This is a genomic window from Mycobacterium sp. SMC-17 (assembly GCF_045310915.1).
In the GTDB taxonomy this organism is placed as follows: Bacteria; Actinomycetota; Actinomycetes; order Mycobacteriales; family Mycobacteriaceae; genus Mycobacterium.
This window is the reverse complement of record NZ_JBJIAK010000028.1, coordinates 48766-67329: the sequence shown is the minus strand read 5'-3', so window position 1 is coordinate 67329 and position 18564 is coordinate 48766. Positions and strand designations below refer to the sequence as shown.

Genomic DNA, 18564 nt, shown 5'->3' with positions numbered 1-18564 from the left:
TACGGACAACGCCGAGTCGGCCTGGGACGTCCCCCAGGCCGACTCAGCGAAAGTGGGTTCAGCGGTCGGCGTCGGTGTACCGGATGACGCCGCGGATGTTGCGGCCCTCCAGCATGTCCTGGTAGCCCTCGTTGATCTGCTCCAGCTTGTACTGGCGGGTGACCATGTCGTCGAGGTTGAGGCGGCCGGCCTTGTACATGGCCAGCAGCGACGGGATGTCGTGGTGCGGGTTGCCGCCGCCGAAGATGGTGCCCTGCAGGCGCTTCTGCATCAGCGTCAGCATCGACAGGTTGAGCTTGACGTCCAGGCTGGCCATGTTCGCGACCGCCGTCACCACGCAGGTGCCGCCCTTGCTGGTGATGTTGAGGTAGTTGTCGATGTCCTCACCGTGCAGCTCACCGACGGTGACGATGGTCTTGGTGGCCATGCGGCCTTCGGTGACCTCCGCGACGCCTGCCATGGCACTGTAGATGTCGGGATAGGCGTGCGTGGCGCCGAACTTCAGGGCGTTGTCCCGTTTGAATTCAACGGGATCCACGACGAACACGTTGCGGGCACCGGCATTGAGCGCACCCTGGAGGGCACCCGTGCCGACGCCGCCGACGCCGACGATGCAGACGTCGTCACCGGGGCGGACGTCGCCGCTGCGGACCGCCGAGCCGTAGCCGGTGGTGACGCCGCAGCCGACCAGGCAGGCGACCTCGAAGGGGATGGTGGAGTCGATCTTCACGACGGAGCTCTTGTGCACCACCATGTACGGGCTGAAGGTGCCCAGCAGGGTCATCGGGATCACCGGCGTGCCGTCGGCGGCATGCACGCGGTTGGTGCCGTCGGACACCGCGGTGCCGGTCAACAGGTACATGCCCAGGTCGCACAGGTTGCGCATACCGGCCTGACACGACGGGCACTCGCCACACGACGGGATGAACGACAGCACGACGTGGTCGCCGACGGCGATGTGGTCCACGCCCGGGCCGACCTCGACCACGATGCCGGCGCCTTCATGGCCGCCGAGCACCGGGAAACCGGCCATCGGGATGTCGCCGGTCACCAGGTGGTGGTCCGAGTGGCACATGCCCGAGGCTTCCATCTGGATCTTGACCTCGTCCTTGACGGGGTCACCGATCTCGATCTCCTCGATCGACCACGGCTGGTTGAACTCCCAGATGAGAGCACCTTTTGTCTTCACCGCACGTGCCTTCCACTAGAACCTGTTTCAGTTAGCGTAGAGGGAAAAGTTACGTTCGTCACACCCCACCCCCAATAACCGCTCGGCCGGTTTTCACCAGATCGGGACGGGAGCCTCGCCCAGGGGGTAGTAACCCGGCAGCTGCTCGCCGGCCAGGCTGCGCTGGATGCGCTGCTGCATGCCCTTCGACAGTTTTCCGGCCGTCATCAGGTCCAGGTAGAGCTTCTGCACGTGGCCGAAGTCGAAGAAGTCGCGCTGCCAGGCGATCTTCGGTTCGCCGTCGACGTTCTCCAGCCGGAACCAGCTGCCGCCGATGCCGTAGATCTCGCGCGCGGGGGCCGAGGCGTCGTCCGGATCGGTCACGACCTGCTTCCAGAAGCCGACGACCTCACCTTGCTTGTCGTCGATCACCACGCGCTGGTACGGGTATTTCCAGCCTTCGAGGCCCTCCATCTCCAAACCCAGGGCGATGTCGCGGATTTCGGCCTTGCCGAGGCACATGACGTCCTCTTTGGGGCCGATGTTCCAGCCGTACGTGGCGTCGTCGGTGTAGAAGTCGGCCATGGGCTTCCAGTCGCCGGCCGCCTCGGCGTCACGGTTGACCTGCAGCCACCGCTCGACCCACTCTTCGAGTTGTTCGCGGGGGAATGACGTCATTGTCTTGTCCTTTGTTTTCAGCTGGTTTCGCGAATGAACAGGGCTTGGGTCGGGCACTCGGCGACGGCGCGCTCGATCTCCTCGCGCGCGTCGTCGGGCGGGGTCTCGTCGAGGATCTCGACGGTGCCGCGCTTGGGGACGTTGAAGTAGTCCGGTGCCTCCAGGGAGCACATGGCGTGGCCCTGGCACAGGTCGCGGTCGACCTCGACGCGGTAGGAACCCATCAGGCGCGCTTCCGGTAGCGGACGGTGGCGGGCCGGGCCAGTTGGACGACCATCTTGGAATGGTCGTTCTGGTAGCTCTCCGGAGGCTGGGCCATCTCGAACTCGTACTCGCGCAACAGGACCGAGAAGATCGCCTTGATCTGCATCTGCGCGAAGGCGGCGCCCACGCAGCGGTGCTTGCCGGCGCCGAACGGGATCCAGGTCCACCGGTTCAGCAGGTCTTCCTGACGCGGCTTCTCGTACCGGTTCGGGTTGAAGGCGTCGGGGTCGGGGAAGTCCTCGGGGATGCGGTTCGAGATCGCCGGTGAGGCCGCCACCATCTGGCCCTTGTGGATCGGGTGCTCGGCGACCTCGAACTCATCCTGCGCGACGCGCATCAGGATGATCAGCGGCGGGTGCAGGCGCAGCGTCTCCTTCAGGGCGTTGTCCAGATTCGGAATCTGGCGCAGCGCATGGAAACTCACCTCCTGGCCGTCGGCGTAGAGGTCGTCCAGCTCCTGCTGGACCTTGGCGTAGAAGTCGGGGTGACGCAGCAGTTCGATGAGCGTCCACGACGAGGTGCCCGAGCTGGTGTGGTGCCCGGCGAACATCAGGGAGATGAACATGCCGGTGACTTCGTTGGCGCTGAAACGGTGGTTGCCCTCTTCGTCCTTGATGGAGACCAGGACGTCGAGCAGGTCGCGATCGCTCTTGTCGGTGGGCGGGTTGGCGATTCGCCCGTTCATGACCTCCTGCACGAGCTCCACCAGGTTGGCCCGCGCCTCGTCACGGATGCGGAAGCTCTCGATGGGCAGGTAGGGGTCGACGTAGCAGAGCGGGTCGGTGCCACGCTCGAGCAGGTGGTAGTAGTTCGCGAACCGGGAATCGAGCTGGTTCCGGAACTTCGGGCCGATCAGGCAGGCCGTGGAGGTGTAGATGGTGAGCTCGGAGAAGAACTCCAGCAGGTCGATTTCACCGGATTCGCCCCAGTTCTCGGTCATCCGCCGGACCTCGCGCTCGATGGTCGCGGCATGGCCCTTCATCTGCTCGCCGCGCAGCGCGGTGTTGTGCAGCATCTCGGCGCGGCGTTCCGGGTCGGCGTCGAAAACCACGCCCTCACCGAAGATCGGGGTCATGAACGGGTAGGCCTCGGCCTGGTTGAGCTCGCTGTCGCTGGAGCGGAAGAAGAACTCGTTGGCCTCGGCGCCGGTCAGCAGCACCACCTGCTTGTCGGCCAGCTGGAACCAGCCGACGTCACCGCATTCGTCGCGGACGCGTTGCATCAGGCCGATCGGGTCGGTGCGGAACTCCTCCAGGTGGCCGTGCTCCTCGGCGCCACCCGAAACCCGTTGAACCTCTTTGGTGATCGTCATTTTTCTTCCTTGCTCCTCGCGTCCGCGGGTTCCGGCATTCCTTCCTCGCCCAACGCGAGCGACTGACGTTCCTTGGCTTCGGCCAGTGGCGCCTCGGGCTGCAGTTCCATGTTGGCGATGAACCCGCCGCGCGGGGTCTCGGCGACGAACGTGATGGCACGGGCCAGGTCGCCCGCGCGCAGGAAATAGCTGTGCCGGGCCTGGCCCCACTTGGCCCAATCCTCAAGGGCCGGGCCGATTTTCTCGGCAGGCAGGCTCCAGCCCATGGACGTCATGGTCGGGCCGGGGTGCACCACCGAAGCGCGGACGCCCGTGCCTTCCAGCTCCATCTGGAGGTTGGTGACCATCGCGACCAGCCCGGCCTTCGCGGCGCCGTAGGCGCCCATGTGCGGGCGCTGGCGCAGCGCCACGTCGGAGCCGACGAAGATCAGGTCACCGCGGCGGCGCTCGACCATGCCGTCGAGGACGGCACGCGCCATCCGGTTGGCGCCGACCAGGTGAATCTGTAACTGTTCGGCAAACTCGTCGGTGCTCATCTCGTGCAGCCGGCCGAAATTGGTGTCGCCGGCGCCGGTGACCAGGACCTCGATGTCGCCGAGCGCGGCCGTCGCCTTGGCGACGAAGCTCTCGACCGACGCGGTGTCGGTGACGTCCAGCTGCAGCGCAACCGCTTCTCCACCTTCGGCTTTGATCTGGTCGACGAGTTCCTGACACTTCTCCACCCGGCGGGCGCCGAGCGCGACCGGGAAGCCGCGCGCGGCGAGCGCGGTCGCCGTCGCGGCGCCGATGCCCGACGAGGCGCCGGCCACGATGGCGGGCCGGCGGGCGGGGTGTGGTTCGAAACGGGCCATTTAGCGTGCCTTCACAGTTATTGGGAGATGGGCAAATCCGCGTACCGAACTCGAGTGGACGCGGACGGAGTTGTCCTCGTCGACCTCGTAGCCGCGGATACGTTTGAACAGTTCGGTGAGGGCCACCCGGGCTTCCATCCGCGCCAGGTGCGCGCCCAGGCAGAAGTGTGCGCCGCTGCCGAAACTCACGAGCTTCGAACCGATGTCACGGCCGATGCGGTACTCGTCGGGCGCCTCGAACACCCGCTCGTCGCGGTTGGCCGAGCCGGCCAGCAGAATCAGTACGTCACCGGCGGGGACGGTGGTGCCGTAGAACTCGAGGTCCTCCACGACGGCCCGGGCGAGGAGCTGGCTGGAGGTGTCGTAGCGCAGCGTCTCCTCGATCCATGGCGAGATCAGCTCGTGGTCGTCGAAGATCGGAGCCAGCTGGTCGGGGTTCTGGTATCCCCAATAGGCCGCATTGGCAAGCAGTTTCGTGGTCGTCTCGTTACCGGCGATGACCATGAGGAACAGGAATGCCATGATCTCGTCGTCGGTGAGCTTGTCGCCGTCGATCTCGGCCTCCACCAGCGCCGAGGTGAGGTCGTCGGACTGATTCTTGCGGCGCTGCTTGACCATGTCGGCGTAGTACATCAGCAGCTCACCCGATGCGGCCATGGCAGACGCCGGGACGTCGGCCGTCCCGTCCTCGCGGTGCATCACGCCGTCGGCCAGTGCGCGGATGCGCACGCGGTCTTCTTGCGGGACGCCCATCAGCTCGCTGATCACGTCCATCGGCAGCTTGCCGGCGAAATCGTCGACGTAGTCGAAGGTGTTGTTCTGCAACGCCTCGTCGAGATGCTGGACGGCGATCTCGGTGACCCGGCCCTCCAGCTCACGGATGCGCCGCGGGGTGAAGCCCTTGGAGACCAGGGTGCGCAGCCGCAGGTGCGCCGGATCGTCAAGGGCCAGAAAGGACATCACGCGGTGGGCTTCGTCGTTGCGGGATATCGGATCCAGCGAGACGCCGTGCTTGTTGGACAGGGCGGTGCTGTTCCGGAAACCGCGCAGCACATCCTCGTGGCGGGACAGGGCCCAGAAATTGAGCTTGTCGTTCCGGTAGATCGGCGCCTCGTCCCGCAGGCGCCGGTAGTACGGGTACGGATCTTCGTGGAAGTCGTAGCTGTACGGGTCGATCAGCAGTTCCACATTGGCTGTCATGCGTTGTCTCCCACGATGAGTCCGACGACATAGGACAGCCGGTCGGCGATCTGGTGATAGGTGTAGACGCCGCTGCCGGCGTTGACGAGCGCACCGAAGTACGTCATCTCCAGGGCCGACAGCAGGCGCGGATCGGCGTCGGGGCCGACGGCCGAGCGGATGCGCTTGTGGATTTCGCCACCGATGCGGTCGCGCACCTTGCGGACCGTCTCGTCGTCGCCGGACAGCAGGGCCGTCGTGCAGGCCGCGGCCACCCCCGGTTCGTCGGCGACCACGAGTGCGAGGCTGCGCAGTGCCTGTTCGACACGGCTGGCCCTCGACTGGTTGACGTCGGTGAAGTAGGGCACCTGCCGAACCATGTCCAGGTACACCTCGGCGATGAGGTGGTTCTTGGACGAGAAGTAGGTGTAGGCGGTAGCCGGTGCGACCTTGGCGCGCGCCGCGACGGCCCGCACCGTCAGGTCGGCGTAGGACGACTCCCGCAGCATTTCGCGACCGGCCGCCAGGACCTTCTGGAAGGTTTCCTCCTGGCGGCGGTTGCGCGGCTGGTCGTCCGCATCTTGGCCGGTGCTTGTGAGGGCGGCCACTGCATCGCTGGACACATGTCCAAGTTAGCCGATGGCGCGGCGTTGAAGCAAGAACCGCCCACAAAGAGCCTGATAAACAGGCATTTATGTCGTGCTTGCGGTTGCTGATCCCGCTGGACCCTTGCTACTCGAGGCCGCGTGGGGTTATGGTTCGACCAACGTTGTCGGACAGCTGTCCAGTAAAAATCAGATCGCTGGATTTCGTCCCGAAGGCAGGAGCGCAGATGACCTTGTTGGGTGATGGCGAAAGTCGCCTTCTCATCGACGGAAAATTGGTGCCGGGTTCGCGAGGCACGTTCCCGACCGTCAATCCCGCGACCGAGGAAGTCCTCGGGGTGGCGGCCGATGCCACGGTGGGCGACATGGTGGACGCCATCGATGCCGCCCGTCGGGCGTTCGACGAGACCGACTGGTCGACCAACGTCGAGCTGCGGGTGCGGTGCCTGCGGCAGTTGCAGCAGGCCATGCGCGACCACGCCGACGAATTGCGCGAACTGACGATCTCGGAGGTCGGCGCGCCCCGGATGCTCACGGCCGGAGCGCATTTGGACGGTCCGATCGAAGACCTGAGCTTCGCCGCCGACACCGCGGAGGGCTACCAGTGGACCACCGACCTGGGACATGCCACGCCGCAAGGCATTCCGACCAACCGCACCATCGCCCGGGAGGCCGTCGGCGTCGTCGGGGCCATCACGCCGTGGAACTTCCCGCACCAGATCAACCTGGCCAAGGTCGGCCCGGCACTCGCGGCGGGCAACACCCTGGTTCTCAAGCCCGCACCTGACACCCCGTGGGCCGCCGCAGTGCTCGGCGAACTGATCACCCAGCACACCGATTTCCCGGCGGGCACCATCAACATCGTCACCTCCCGGGACCACAGGGTCGGCGCCATGTTGTCGAAACACGCTGACGTGGACATGGTTTCGTTCACCGGCTCGACCGTGACCGGCCGGGCCGTGATGACCGACGCCGCCGAAACCATCAAGAAGGTGTTCCTGGAACTCGGCGGTAAGTCGGCATTCCTGGTGCTCGAGGATGCCGATGTCGCCGCCGCCTGCGCGATGGCCGCGTTCACGGCGTCGATGCACGCCGGCCAGGGGTGCGCGATCACCACCCGGCTCGTGGTGCCGCGGGCCCGCTACGACGAGGCCGTCGCGGCTGCCGCCGGCACGATGGGCGGCATCAAGCCCGGTGATCCGTCCAGCCCGCGCACCGTCTGCGGCCCCGTGATCTCGGCCCGCCAGCGGGACCGGGTACAGGGCTACCTCGACCTCGCCCTCCAAGAAGGTGGCACGTTCGCCTGTGGTGGTGGCCGGCCGGCCGACCGCGACAAGGGCTTCTTCATCGAGCCGACCGTCATTGCCGGCCTGGACAATTCGGCGCGCGTCGCCCGCGAGGAGATCTTCGGGCCCGTGCTGACCGTCATCGCGCACGACGGCGACGACGACGCCGTCCGCATCGCCAACGACTCGCCGTACGGACTGTCCGGCACGGTGTTCTCGGCCGACCCGCAGCGGGCGGCCGGCGTGGCGGCGCGGCTGCGGGTCGGCACCGTCAACGTCAACGGCGGTGTCTGGTACTCCGCCGACGCACCGTTCGGCGGTTACAAGCAGTCCGGCAACGGGCGGGAGATGGGCGTCGCCGGGTTCGAGGAATACCTGGAGACCAAGTGCATCGCCACGCTGGCCACGTAGGCGTCGGCGTCCCAAAACCATTGGCTCACACGAAGTAGACGAGAGGACATCATGAGCAGGTTCGAGAACAAGGTCGCGATCGTGACCGGCGCGGGCGGCGGCATCGGCCAGGTGTACGCCGAGTCGCTGGCCCGCGAGGGCGCCGCCGTTGTCATCGCCGACATCAACGTCGAGGGCGCGGAGAAGGTGGCCGCCGGCATCAAGGCCGACGGCGGCAAGGCGCTGGCCGTGCGGGTCGACGTGTCGGATATCGATTCGGCCAACGACATGGCCGCCCAGGCCGTGGCGGAGTTCGGCGGCATCGATTACCTGGTGAACAACGCCGCGATCTTCGGTGGCATGAAGCTCGACGGGCTGCTGACCGTCGACTGGGAGTACTACCGCAAGTTCATGAGCGTCAACCTCGACGGGGCGCTGGTGTGTACCCGCGCGGTTTTCCCCCACATGGAGAAGCGGGGCGGCGGGGCCATCGTCAACCAGTCGTCCACCGCGGCATGGGTTTACGCCAACTTCTACGGTCTGGCGAAGGTCGGTGTCAATGGTCTGACGCAGCAGCTGTCCCGTGAGCTGGGCTGGCGCAACATCCGGATCAATGCGATCGCGCCGGGACCCATCGACACCGAGGCCAACCGCAGCACCACGCCGCAGGCCATCGTCAAGCAGATCGTCCAGACCCTGCCGCTGGCGCGGATGGGCACGCCCGAAGATCTTGCCGGCATGTGCCTGTTCCTGCTGTCCGACGAGGCCAGCTGGATCACCGGACAGATCTTCAACGTCGACGGCGGACAGATCATCCGGTCATGAGTTCTGAGGTGAAACTGGGCTATATCGGCCTGGGCAACCAGGGCGCGCCGATGGCCAAGCGGCTGGCCGAATGGCCCGGTGGACTCATCGTTTTCGACATGCGCGCCGAGGCCATGGCGCCGTTCGCCGAACTCGGCGCCACCCTGGCCGACAGCGTCGCCGAGGTCGCCAAGGCCGATGTCATCAGCGTGACGGTGCTCAACGACGAGCAGGTCCGTGACGTCGTGGCCCAGTTGGCCGAGCACGCCGGGCCCGGCACCGTGATCGCGATCCACTCCACGATCGAGCCGACGACGGCGGTCGAGCTGGCTGAGCAGTTGCGGCCCAAGGGCATTCACGTCGTCGACGCTCCGGTGAGCGGCGGCGCCCATGCCGCGAGCCAGGGTGAGCTGGCCGTGATGGTCGGCGCCGACGACGAGGCCTACGACAAGGTCAAGCCCGTTTTCAAGCAGTGGGCGTCGCTGGTGGTGCGCGCCGGCGAGCCGGGCGCGGGTACCAAGATGAAGCTGGCGCGGAACATGCTGACGTTCATCGGTTTCGCCGCCGCGTGCGAGGCGCAGAAGCTGGCCGAGGCCTCGGGCATCGACCTGCAGAAGCTGGGCCGCGTCGTCCGGCACAGTGACGCGCAGTCGGGCGGTCCCGGCGCCATCATGGCGCGCGACGACACCAAGCCGCTGGCGCCCGACCACTTCCTCTACAACATGTTCGTCCACACCCGCGGGCTGGCGGAGAAGGATCTGGCGCTGGCACTCGGGCTGGGTTCGGCTGTGGGAGTGGACCTTCCGCTTGCCGAGCTGGCCCTGGCCAACATCGCCGAGGGCCTCGGCGTACCGCATCCGAAGGAGTCATGATGGACGAGCTGCGCGCCAAGGGCCTGGCGAAGATGAACGAGGTCTACGGCTGGGAGATGCCCAACATCGAGGGTGACCCCTACTTCGACCTCACCGTGGATCACCTGTTCGGCACCATCTGGAGCAAGCCCGGACTGTCCATGCGGGAGAAGCGGCTGATGACGTTCACGTGCGTCACCGCCGTCGGCTCGCAGGACCTGGCCGAGATCCAGATCAACGCCGCCTTGCTCAACGAGGAATTCACCGAGGCCGAGCTCAAGGACATCGGCATCTTCCTGACCCAGTACCTCGGCTTCCCGCTCGGCTCGGCGTTCAACGGCGCCGTGTCCAAGGTGGTCGCGAGGCGGCGTAAGGCGGCCGAGAAAGGCGTGGCGGAGGATCGCAAGGCCAACGTCAACGCCGCGGTCAAGATGAACACGGGGAGCGAGCTCGATGACAAGTAGGTACGCGGCGCTGTCGCGTGCTGAGCTCGCGGCGCTGGTGCCGGAGCTGCTGCTCATCGGCCAGCTGATCGACCGCGCCGGAATGGCCTGGTGCATCGTCGAATTCGGTCGTGAGGAGATGCTGCAGGTCGCCATCGAGGAGTGGGCCGGGTCCAGCCCTCTCTACACCAAGCGCATGCAGAAGGCGCTGAAATACGAAGGCGTGGACGTCATCACGATCTTCAAGGGCCTGCAGCTCGACATCGGTGCGCCGCCGCAGTTCATGGATTTCCGGTACACCGTGCATGACCGCTGGCACGGTGAATTCCACCTCGACCACTGCGGTGCCCTCATGGACGTCGAGCCCATGGGTCCCGACTATGTGCGCGGCATGTGCCACGACATCGAGGACCCGACGTTCGACGCGACAGCTCTGGCCACCAACCGCCGCTGCCAGGTGCGGCCCATCCACCGGCCGCCGCGCGTCCCGGCAGGTCGGACGCCGGCCTGCGCCTGGACCGTCATCATCGACGAGTCGTACCCGGAGGTCGGCTTCATCCCGCAGCTCGACATCATCGGTGCGACAAACGCCTACCGCTGCGAGCTCGACGACATCGATCCCGCGGACGAAGGCCAGGCCGACTACTCCGGCCCGCTGGTGAGCGACGTCGACTTCGCGGAGTTCTCGCACTCGGCGCTGGTGCGCATCGCCGACGAGGTGTGTCTGCAGATGCACCTGCTGGTGCTGTCATTCGCGCTGGCCGTGCGGGCCCGTTGCAGCGGCGACGCCGAGAAGGAACGGTCCATCCGGACCAAGTCCCTGATCGGTATCTCCGGCGTCGCGGCCGAACGCATCCGGAAGGTGCTGGACCTGCCGAACACCGCCGCCGGTGCCCTGCGGGTACTGGAGCTGCATCCGCTGCTCAACCCGGCCGCCTATGTCTCCGTTGATGTTTCGGGCGACGAGGCGCATGTGCACCCGTCACCCGCCCATGAGGACGGTGCGTGGATCACGTTGGTGTCCCCGGAGTCGAATCTGCCGCTGCAGGCCATCGCGACGGCCGTCAATCCGCTGTTGCGCGCCGAGGTGTCGGGTGACGCCGCCGACTGGGCCGTCAGGTTCATCGAAACCGATACCCCGGCAAAGGAACTCGGTGAGGTCTCGGTGTGCAAGGTCAGCAGCGGGGCGGCGTGGGTTTTCGAGGAACGCAAGTCCCTGCCGTTGACGGTGGTGTAGGGCGTCACTCAGAAGTCGTCGAACTCGCTGTCGAGGCTCTGGATGCGGCCGGCGACTCCCGACAGGTCGGTGTGGGAGCGCTGGATGATGTCGGCGATGTCGCCGCTGGCCTTGCCGATCGCCGACCACAACGCGTGGTCGGCGGCGGCGGTGGGCGTCTTCTTCGATTCGTCGGCGAGGTCCGTCACCCACCGCTTGAGCGCATCGAGTTCGCGGCGTCCGCCGTTGACCACGTCCGCGGACCGCTCGAGTTCGTCGCCCACACGCTTGTCGAGTTCGGCCAGCCGGCCGAGGGCCTGGGCGTGCTTGGCGTTGGCGTCGGCGTAGCGGTCGGCCGCACCGCCGGTCCAGTGCGAACCGGGACCCGCGGCCTTCACCTGATCCTGCAGTTCGCGTAGCTGCTCGCTCTTGTCGAACTCGGAGCGGTCGTGCGGAATGCCCTCGCCGAAGGTGGCGCGCGCCCGCTCCCACATCAGCAGGAAGGCATCCAGCGGCTCCACCGGTGCGGACCTCCTCGCGTGCGTCGGGCCTGCCCAGTTTAGGACGAGCCGACCAGCTACTAGGGTGTGGCTGTGCGCGTCCTCGTGATCGGCTCTGGTGCCCGTGAACATGCCCTGCTGCTCGCCCTGAGCCGCGACCCCCAGGTGGACTTCCTGGCCGTCGCTCCCGGCAACGCCGGTACCTCCGCCGTCGCCGAGCAGCACGACGTCGACATCACCGCCGCCGACGACGTCGTCGCGCTGGCCAAGAAGCTGACCGCCGACCTGGTCGTGATCGGGCCCGAGGTGCCGCTGGTGCTCGGCGTGGCCGACGCGTTGCGGGCGGCCGGTATCGCCACCTTCGGGCCGTCCAAGGATGCCGCCCGCATCGAAGGCTCGAAGGCGTTCGCCAAGGACGTCATGTCCGCCGCCGGCGTTCGCACCGCGACGAGCGAGATCGTCGACAACCCCGCCCACCTCGATGCCGCGCTGGACCGCTTCGGTCCGCCCGCGGGCCAGCAGGCCTGGGTCGTCAAGGACGACGGTCTGGCCGCCGGCAAGGGCGTCGTCGTCTCCGCCGACCGGGAGGCCGCCCGCGCGCACGCCGCCGAACTGCTCGAATCCGGCCACCCCGTGCTGCTCGAGTCGTTCCTCGACGGGCCCGAGGTGTCGCTGTTCTGCGTCGTCGACGGCGAGACCGTGGTGCCGCTGCTGCCCGCGCAGGACTTCAAGCGCGTCGGCGACAACGACAGCGGACCCAACACCGGTGGCATGGGCGCCTACACGCCGCTGCCGTGGCTGCCCGCCGCGGTCGTCGACCAGATCGTCGACGAGGTCGTCAAACCCGTTGCCGCGGAACTGGTCCGGCGCGACAGCTCCTTCTCGGGCCTGCTGTACGCGGGCCTGGCCATCACCTCGAACGGCCCGGCCGTCGTCGAATTCAACTGCCGCTTCGGCGATCCCGAGACTCAGGCGGTCCTGGCGCTGCTGCAGACCCCGCTCGGCACGCTGCTGAACGCCGCCGCCACCGGGACCCTGGACTCCGTCGGCCCGCTGCAGTGGCAGGACGGATCGGCCGTGACGGTCGTCGTCGCCGCCGAGAACTACCCGGGCCGCCCCCGCGTCGGCGACGTCATCACCGGATCGGAGACGGCAGGCGTGCTGCACGCAGGCACCACCCGCCGTGACGACGGCAGCGTCGTCTCCTCCGGCGGCCGGGTGCTGTCGGTGGTCGGTACCGGTGCGGATCTGGCGGCCGCGCGGGCCGAGGCGTACCGGATCATCGAGTCGATCCGCTTGCCGGGCAGCCACTTCCGCACCGACATCGGCCTCGCCGCAGCCGAAGGCCGCATCTCCCTCTAGGGATTTGTGCACGATTTTCCGCGGTACGCGCGGTGTTCTGTTTCGGGACATCGCTGACACATGGATGTCTCGGGACATCGCTGACACCTGAGTGAGGTTGTGGACCCATCGTGGTTCATGGCCCAGAAGGTGACGGCGATGGATATTCGTGCCGCGACGGCGTTGGCCGGGCAGGTCGAGAATGTGGCGGCGTTCTGCCGGGATCAGCAGATCAGTCGGCAGACGTTCTACAAGTGGCGAAAACGGTTCGGGCAGCTGGGGCTGGCCGGACTCGAACAGCGGTCACGTCGGCCGATGTCGTGTCCCGGACAGACCGCGGCCGCGGTCGAGGAGCTGGTGCTGCGCCGCCGCAAAGAACTGTTGGAGGCCGGCCGGGATCACGGCGCGCACTCCATCCACTGGACCCTGCAGCGTGAGGGCCATGCTGATGTGCCTGCACCGGCCACGATCTGGCGGATCCTGACGCGCCATGGTGCGATCACCCCGCAGCCGCGTAAACGCCCCAAGTCAGCGACCAAACGGTTTGTCTTTGATCGCCCGAACGACTGCTGGCAATCGGACTGGACCGAATGGGCACTGACCGACGGCACCGCAGTGGCCATCGCGGGCTGTCTCGATGATCATTCTCGCTACCTGGTCGGGTCGGCCGCCGCGGCCGGGCCCGGCACCGGTGAGTTGGTGTGGTCGGTGGTGCTGGCCGGTATCGATGAGTGTGGGATTCCGTCAATGTCGTTGTCGGACAACGGACTGATGTACACCGGGCGGCGGCTCGGGTTTGAAACGACGTTCGAGGCCAACCTACGCGCCCTGGGAGTCAAAACGATCAACTCCGCCCCCTATCACCCGCAGACCTGCGGCAAGATCGAGCGGTTCTGGCAGACCCTCAAAAAGTGGCTCCACGCGCACCCCACCCCGGACACGGTCGCTGATCTCAACGATCTACTCGAGGCGTTCCGACACTTCTACAACCACCAACGACCACACCGAGCACTCGGCGGAGCCACTCCCGCAGAGGCTTTCGCCGCCACCGAACGCGCCCGCCCCGCCGACCGGCCCTTGCCGGCCCCGGTGTTCGTCACCACCGGCACCGTCAACGACACCACAGGTCGGGTGTTCGTGCCGCCCTACGTCATCAACGTCGGCCGGTACTGGGCTGGGCACCACTGCGACTGCATCCGCGACGGCGACCACATCGCCATCTTCAGCGGCACCACCTTGATCCGCGAACTCACCGCCGACCCAACCCGCCGCTACCAGCCCGGCGACAAAACCACGCGAACCTACCGCACCCGCGCACCCAAACCCGCACACTGACTGTCAGCGATGTCCCGAGACATAAGTGTCAGCGATGTCCCGAGACACCACACCGCGGTACGCGCGGAAAATCGTGCACAAATCACCGGACGAGGAGCGGGGCGAGCCAGGAAATCTCGGCCGGCAGCTGCGCGCTCCAGAACGACGCGTCATGCCCGCCGGGGGAGAAGCCGCCCGCAGCGCCGTTCGGCAGCTGCGCGATGAACTGCTTGGTCGCCGAGTAGAACGGGTCGCTGTCACCGCAGTCGATCCGGATCGGGATACCGGCCAACCCGGGCAGGCCCCACACCGAGTTGGCCGCGTAATCGGCCGCACCGTCGAACGCGCCCGGGGCCGTCGCGCCCGATGACGTCCACAACGCCGGGCTGACGGCGCAGATCGCCGCGGTGCGGGCCGCGCCCAGTCGGGCCCCCAGCAGCAGCGCGCCGTAGCCGCCCATCGACCAGCCGAGGAAACCCACCCGCGAAGTGTCGAGGCCCTCCGAGGCCAGCATCGGGATCAGCTCGTCGAGCACCATGGCGCCCGAATCCTCCCCGGACGCCCGTTTGTGCCAGTACCCACCGCCGCCGTCGACGGCCACCACCGCGAACGGCGGCAGTCCTGCGACCACGGCCTGCGCCAGCCCCTGCTCGACACCGCCGGCCATCACCGTCGCGGCGTCGCTGCCTTTGCCGTGAAGCGCGATCACGGGCCGCAGCGGCGCGGTCTGGCCCGGCGGGCGGGCGATGGCCCAGTTGGTGGAGATGCCGCCGCGCGCCTGCGAGACGAACGAACCGGTCACGTAGGTGGGTGCCGGATCCGCGACGGTCGGCGGTGGCGCGAGGGGCGCCCCGACGCTCGTCATGGTCACCGGGGGCGCGGTGACGGTCGGGCGGTTGGACGTCGACCCCAGCGCGAACGCGCCGGCGGCCCCTGCGGCGGCGCCGGCTCCGAGACGGAGGACGGCGCGTCGGCTCAGCTCTGCCATGGCCGTCATCATGCCATCGGCATTTCTGAGCGTTGCCTAATGGATTACGTGAAATCGTGATCGCCGCGTGACCATTCCTGGCAGCATTTACAGGGTGATGACAGCAGTCACCCCGAAGGGGGAACGGCGACGGTATGCGCTGGTCAGCGCGGCTGCCGAGCTGCTGTGTGAGGGCGGCTTCGACGCCGTCCGGCACCGCGCCGTGGCGCAGCGGGCCGGGCTGCCGCTGGCCTCCACGACGTACTACTTCTCGTCCCTCGACGACCTCATCGAAAAGGCGGTCGAGCACGTCGGAGAATCGGAATCCCAGCAGCTGCGCATGCGCGTCTCGGCGCTGTCGCGGCGCCGCCGCGGCGCGGACGCGACAGCGGACCTGCTGGTTGACCTGCTGGTCGGCGACGGTAACCGCGCGTCCGACCAGTTGATCTCCCGCTATGAGCGCTACATCGCCTGCGCCCGCCAGCCCGGGCTGCGCGACGTGCAGCGACGCATCCTCAAGCAGCGGTCCGAAGCCGTCGTCGAGGTGGTGGAACGGTCCGGGCGCTCGGTGCGCGCCGAACTGCTGACGGCCCTGGTCTGCGCCGTGGACGGGGCAGTGGTCGCCTCGATGGTGAGCGACGGCGACGGTCCGCGTGCGACGGCTCGGGCGACGCTCGTGGACGTCATCGACGTCTTGGCCCCTTTCGACCAGGAACGCCGGGTCGCCCTGTAAGCGGGCTTAGTAGGCTGTAGTTCCGTGAGCATCCCCAACGTGCTGGCCAATCGTTACGCCAGCGACGAGATGGTGGCCATCTGGTCCCCGGAGAACAAAATCGTCGCCGAACGCCGGCTGTGGCTGGCCGTGCTGCGCGCGCAGTCCGAACTGGGCGTGGCCGTGCCGGCCGGCGTCGTCGAGGACTACGAGCGGGTGCTGGAGCAGGTCGACCCGGGTTCCATCGCCGCGCGAGAGCGCGTCACCCGGCACGACGTCAAGGCGCGTATCGAGGAGTTCAACGCGCTGGCCGGCCACGAGCACGTCCACAAGGGGATGACGAGCCGCGACCTCACCGAGAACGTCGAGCAGCTGCAGATCCGGCAGTCGCTGGAACTGGTGTTCTCGCACGGTGTCGCGGTGGTGGCCCGGCTCGCCGAGCGCGCCGCGCTGTACCGCGACCTGGTGATGGCCGGCCGCTCGCACAACGTGGCAGCGCAGGCCACCACCCTGGGCAAGCGGTTCGCCTCGGCCGCCGAGGAGACGCTGATCGCGCTGAACCGGCTGCGGGAGCTGATCGACCGGTACCCGCTGCGCGGCATCAAGGGCCCGATGGGTACCGCGCAGGACATGCTGGACCTGTTCGACGGTGACGCGTCCCGCCTGGCCGACCTGGAGCGCCGGGTTGCCGAATTCCTGGGATTCACCGAGGTTTTCACCTCCGTCGGGCAGGTGTACCCGCGGTCGCTGGACCACGACGTGCTGTCCGCGCTGGTGCAGTTGGGCGCCGGCCCGTCGTCGTTCGCGCACACCATCCGGCTGATGGCCGGCCACGAACTGGCCACCGAGGGCTTCGCGCCCGGGCAGGTCGGCTCGTCGGCCATGCCGCACAAGATGAACACCCGCTCGTGCGAGCGCGTCAACGGCCTGCAGGTCGTGTTGCGCGGCTACGGCTCCATGGCCGCGGAACTGGCTGGGGCGCAATGGAATGAGGGCGACGTTTTCTGTTCGGTGGTGCGCCGCGTCGCGCTGCCTGACGCGTTCTTCGCGATCGACGGCCAGACCGAGACGTTCCTGACGGTGCTCGACGAGTTCGGCGCCTACCCCGCGGTGATCCAGCGCGAGCTGGACCGCTACCTGCCATTCCTGGCGACGACCCGCATCCTCATCGCCGCGGTGCGCGCCGGAGTCGGCCGCGAGACCGCGCACGAGGTCATCAAGGAGCACGCCGTCGCCGTCGCGCTCGCGATGCGCGAAAAGGGTTTGGAGCCCGACCTTCTGGACCGGCTGGCCGCCGATCCGCGACTGCCGCTGGACCGTGTCGAGCTCGACGCGGCACTGGCCGACAAGCAGGCGTTCAGCGGTGCGGCCGGCGACCAGGTCGACGCCGTCGTCGCCGCGGTGGACCGCCTGGTGGCGCAGTACCCGGAGGCCGCCAAGTACACCTCGGGCGCCATCCTGTGACCTTGGCGGGAAGCTTGGCCGGGGTTGACCTGACCGATCTCGACAACTTCGCGTCGGGCTTCCCGCACGAGTTGTTCGCGCGGCACCGCGCGGAAGCTCCCGTGTACTGGCACGAGCCGACCGAGAACACCCCCGACGGCGAGGGCTTCTGGTCCGTCGCCACCCACGCGGAAACACTTGCGGTGCTGCGTGATCCGGTGACGTACTCGTCGGTGACGGGCGGTGCCCGGCCGTTCGGCGGGACTCTGATCCAGGACCTGTCGATCGCCGGCCAGGTGCTGAACATGATGGACGACCCGCGGCACGCGGAGATCCGGCGGCTGGTGTCGTCGGGGCTGACGCCGCGGATGATCGCGCGGGTCGAGGACGACCTACGCGCGCGCAGCCGGGCGCTGCTGGACGCGGTGGCGCCGGGGGTTCCGTTCGACTTCCTGGTCGACATCGCCGCCGAGCTGCCCATGCAGATGATCTGCATACTGATGGGTATCCCTGAGTCGCAACGGCATTGGCTTTTCGAGGCCATCGAGCCGAGCTTCGATTTCGGCGGCTCGCGCAAGGCCGCCATCACCCGGTTGTCCGTGGAGGAAGCCGGTTCCCGGATGTACAACTTCGGCATGGAGCTGATCGCCGCCAAGCGCGCCGAACCGACCGACGACATGCTGTCGGTGGTGGCCAACGCCGAGGGCGTGTCGGACCTAGAGGTGTACCTGTTCTTCAACCTGCTTTTCAGCGCGGGTGCCGAGACCACCCGGAACGCGGTGGCCGGCGGACTGTTGGCGTTGTGCGAGAACCCATCTCAGCTGGCGCGGTTGCGCGCCGACCTGTCGCTGCTGCCGTCGGCGATCGAGGAGATGGTGCGCTGGACGTCGCCGTCGCCGTCGAAGCGGCGCACCGCCACGCGGGCCGTGTCGCTCGGCGGCTGCGACATCGAGGCGGGGCAGAAGGTGGTCGTCTGGGAAGGTTCGGCCAACCGCGACGAGCTGGTGTTCGCCGACCCCATGACTTTCGACGTGACACGGAAACCCAACCCGCACTTGGGATTCGGGCAGGGCCTGCACTACTGCCTCGGGGCCAACCTGGCCCGTCTGGAGCTGCGGGTGCTGTTCGAGGAGATGCTCGCCCGGTTCCCGGACATCCGGGTCGTCGAGCCGCCGGAATGGACCCGCAGCAACCGGCACACCGGACTCCGGCACCTCTGGGTCTCCCTGTCGTGATTTGT

At 67.6% G+C, this 18564-nt stretch carries 19 protein-coding genes; 10 read left to right on the top strand and 9 right to left on the bottom strand.

The window, feature by feature from the left end; genetic code table 11:
- Positions 1–58: 58 nt before the first annotated feature.
- The 7 genes from ACJH7A_RS18450 to ACJH7A_RS18420 form a co-directional block, all read right to left on the bottom strand.
- Complete coding sequence (locus tag ACJH7A_RS18450; RefSeq protein ID WP_406802496.1) at positions 59–1189, bottom strand: NDMA-dependent alcohol dehydrogenase; 1131 nt, start codon at positions 1187–1189, stop codon at positions 59–61.
- A gap of 93 nt (positions 1190–1282) precedes the next feature.
- The gene (locus ACJH7A_RS18445) at positions 1283–1846 is read right to left on the bottom strand and encodes a nuclear transport factor 2 family protein (RefSeq protein WP_053854654.1); all 564 of its coding nucleotides are present in this window, start codon (positions 1844–1846) and stop codon (positions 1283–1285) included.
- 17 nt (positions 1847–1863) lie between these two features.
- The gene (locus ACJH7A_RS18440; protein ID WP_212813545.1) at positions 1864–2070 is read right to left on the bottom strand and encodes a ferredoxin; all 207 of its coding nucleotides are present in this window, start codon (positions 2068–2070) and stop codon (positions 1864–1866) included.
- The gene (locus ACJH7A_RS18435; protein WP_318984637.1) at positions 2070–3422 is read right to left on the bottom strand and encodes a cytochrome P450; all 1353 of its coding nucleotides are present in this window, start codon (positions 3420–3422) and stop codon (positions 2070–2072) included. Before ACJH7A_RS18435 ends, ACJH7A_RS18440 begins: the two co-directional genes overlap by 1 nt.
- The gene (locus ACJH7A_RS18430; RefSeq protein ID WP_406802495.1) at positions 3419–4273 is read right to left on the bottom strand and encodes an SDR family oxidoreductase; all 855 of its coding nucleotides are present in this window, start codon (positions 4271–4273) and stop codon (positions 3419–3421) included. Before ACJH7A_RS18430 ends, ACJH7A_RS18435 begins: the two co-directional genes overlap by 4 nt.
- A complete protein-coding gene (locus tag ACJH7A_RS18425; RefSeq protein WP_406802494.1) occupies positions 4274–5473 on the bottom strand; it encodes a cytochrome P450 in 1200 nt (399 codons plus the stop codon).
- Positions 5470–6075, bottom strand: a complete 606-nt coding sequence (locus tag ACJH7A_RS18420) for a TetR/AcrR family transcriptional regulator (protein WP_318984634.1) — start codon at positions 6073–6075, stop codon at positions 5470–5472. The genes ACJH7A_RS18425 and ACJH7A_RS18420 overlap by 4 nt, the downstream gene beginning before the upstream one ends.
- 209 nt (positions 6076–6284) lie before the next feature.
- Here ACJH7A_RS18420 and ACJH7A_RS18415 point away from each other — a divergent pair, with 209 nt between their 5' ends.
- Genes ACJH7A_RS18415 through ACJH7A_RS18395 form a run of 5 tightly spaced genes read left to right on the top strand, consistent with a single transcriptional unit; the run spans position 6285 to position 11068 of the window.
- Positions 6285–7754 (top strand): aldehyde dehydrogenase, encoded by a 1470-nt coding sequence (locus ACJH7A_RS18415; RefSeq protein WP_318984633.1) that lies wholly within the window; start codon positions 6285–6287, stop codon positions 7752–7754.
- A gap of 51 nt (positions 7755–7805) precedes the next feature.
- Positions 7806–8558, top strand: coding sequence for an SDR family oxidoreductase (locus ACJH7A_RS18410; RefSeq protein ID WP_212813530.1), 753 nt, complete (start codon positions 7806–7808; stop codon positions 8556–8558).
- Entirely contained in the window at positions 8555–9409 is an 855-nt protein-coding gene (locus ACJH7A_RS18405; protein ID WP_212813525.1) for an NAD(P)-dependent oxidoreductase, read from the top strand. Before ACJH7A_RS18410 ends, ACJH7A_RS18405 begins: the two co-directional genes overlap by 4 nt.
- Positions 9409–9852 (top strand): carboxymuconolactone decarboxylase family protein, encoded by a 444-nt coding sequence (locus tag ACJH7A_RS18400; protein WP_061002502.1) that lies wholly within the window; start codon positions 9409–9411, stop codon positions 9850–9852. The genes ACJH7A_RS18405 and ACJH7A_RS18400 overlap by 1 nt, the downstream gene beginning before the upstream one ends.
- Complete coding sequence (locus tag ACJH7A_RS18395) at positions 9842–11068, top strand: hypothetical protein (protein WP_212813523.1); 1227 nt, start codon at positions 9842–9844, stop codon at positions 11066–11068. Before ACJH7A_RS18400 ends, ACJH7A_RS18395 begins: the two co-directional genes overlap by 11 nt.
- A gap of 8 nt (positions 11069–11076) precedes the next feature.
- Here the strand turns inward: ACJH7A_RS18395 and ACJH7A_RS18390 are convergent, their stop codons facing one another.
- A complete protein-coding gene (locus ACJH7A_RS18390) occupies positions 11077–11568 on the bottom strand; it encodes an EspA/EspE family type VII secretion system effector (RefSeq protein ID WP_212813521.1) in 492 nt (163 codons plus the stop codon).
- A 72-nt stretch (positions 11569–11640) separates the two neighbouring features.
- On the opposite strand from ACJH7A_RS18390, the gene purD reads away from it, so the two are divergent.
- Entirely contained in the window at positions 11641–12909 is a 1269-nt protein-coding gene (gene purD, locus ACJH7A_RS18385; protein ID WP_212813519.1) for a phosphoribosylamine--glycine ligase, read from the top strand.
- A 117-nt stretch (positions 12910–13026) separates the two neighbouring features.
- Positions 13027–14223 carry an IS481 family transposase gene (locus tag ACJH7A_RS18380; RefSeq protein ID WP_406802505.1) on the top strand — a complete coding sequence of 399 codons (1197 nt, stop codon included), beginning with the start codon at positions 13027–13029 and terminating at the stop codon, positions 14221–14223.
- An 82-nt stretch (positions 14224–14305) separates the two neighbouring features.
- Here ACJH7A_RS18380 and ACJH7A_RS18375 read toward each other — a convergent pair whose 3' ends face one another.
- Entirely contained in the window at positions 14306–15202 is an 897-nt protein-coding gene (locus ACJH7A_RS18375; RefSeq protein ID WP_318987364.1) for an alpha/beta hydrolase-fold protein, read from the bottom strand.
- An 85-nt stretch (positions 15203–15287) separates the two neighbouring features.
- On the opposite strand from ACJH7A_RS18375, the gene ACJH7A_RS18370 reads away from it, so the two are divergent.
- The 3 genes from ACJH7A_RS18370 to ACJH7A_RS18360 are packed head-to-tail and all read left to right on the top strand — an operon-like array spanning position 15288 to position 18559.
- Entirely contained in the window at positions 15288–15902 is a 615-nt protein-coding gene (locus ACJH7A_RS18370; protein WP_020098760.1) for a TetR/AcrR family transcriptional regulator, read from the top strand.
- 24 nt (positions 15903–15926) lie between these two features.
- Positions 15927–17345, top strand: coding sequence for an adenylosuccinate lyase (gene purB / locus ACJH7A_RS18365; protein ID WP_318987363.1), 1419 nt, complete (start codon positions 15927–15929; stop codon positions 17343–17345).
- Positions 17342–18559 carry a cytochrome P450 gene (locus tag ACJH7A_RS18360; protein WP_318987362.1) on the top strand — a complete coding sequence of 406 codons (1218 nt, stop codon included), beginning with the start codon at positions 17342–17344 and terminating at the stop codon, positions 18557–18559. The genes purB and ACJH7A_RS18360 overlap by 4 nt, the downstream gene beginning before the upstream one ends.
- The last annotated feature ends 5 nt before the right edge of the window (positions 18560–18564 follow it).

Coding starts and splice junctions, on each gene's coding strand:
- ACJH7A_RS18445 (WP_053854654.1), bottom strand. CDS start 1,846: ATGACGTCATTCCCCCGCGAACAACTCGAAGAGTGGGTCGAGCGGTGG.
- ACJH7A_RS18440 (WP_212813545.1), bottom strand. CDS start 2,070: ATGGGTTCCTACCGCGTCGAGGTCGACCGCGACCTGTGCCAGGGCCAC.
- ACJH7A_RS18435 (WP_318984637.1), bottom strand. CDS start 3,422: ATGACGATCACCAAAGAGGTTCAACGGGTTTCGGGTGGCGCCGAGGAG.
- ACJH7A_RS18430 (WP_406802495.1), bottom strand. CDS start 4,273: ATGGCCCGTTTCGAACCACACCCCGCCCGCCGGCCCGCCATCGTGGCC.
- ACJH7A_RS18425 (WP_406802494.1), bottom strand. CDS start 5,473: ATGACAGCCAATGTGGAACTGCTGATCGACCCGTACAGCTACGACTTC.
- ACJH7A_RS18415 (WP_318984633.1), top strand. CDS start 6,285: ATGACCTTGTTGGGTGATGGCGAAAGTCGCCTTCTCATCGACGGAAAA.
- ACJH7A_RS18410 (WP_212813530.1), top strand. CDS start 7,806: ATGAGCAGGTTCGAGAACAAGGTCGCGATCGTGACCGGCGCGGGCGGC.
- ACJH7A_RS18405 (WP_212813525.1), top strand. CDS start 8,555: ATGAGTTCTGAGGTGAAACTGGGCTATATCGGCCTGGGCAACCAGGGC.
- ACJH7A_RS18400 (WP_061002502.1), top strand. CDS start 9,409: ATGGACGAGCTGCGCGCCAAGGGCCTGGCGAAGATGAACGAGGTCTAC.
- ACJH7A_RS18395 (WP_212813523.1), top strand. CDS start 9,842: ATGACAAGTAGGTACGCGGCGCTGTCGCGTGCTGAGCTCGCGGCGCTG.
- ACJH7A_RS18380 (WP_406802505.1), top strand. CDS start 13,027: ATGGCCCAGAAGGTGACGGCGATGGATATTCGTGCCGCGACGGCGTTG.
- ACJH7A_RS18375 (WP_318987364.1), bottom strand. CDS start 15,202: ATGATGACGGCCATGGCAGAGCTGAGCCGACGCGCCGTCCTCCGTCTC.
- ACJH7A_RS18370 (WP_020098760.1), top strand. CDS start 15,288: ATGACAGCAGTCACCCCGAAGGGGGAACGGCGACGGTATGCGCTGGTC.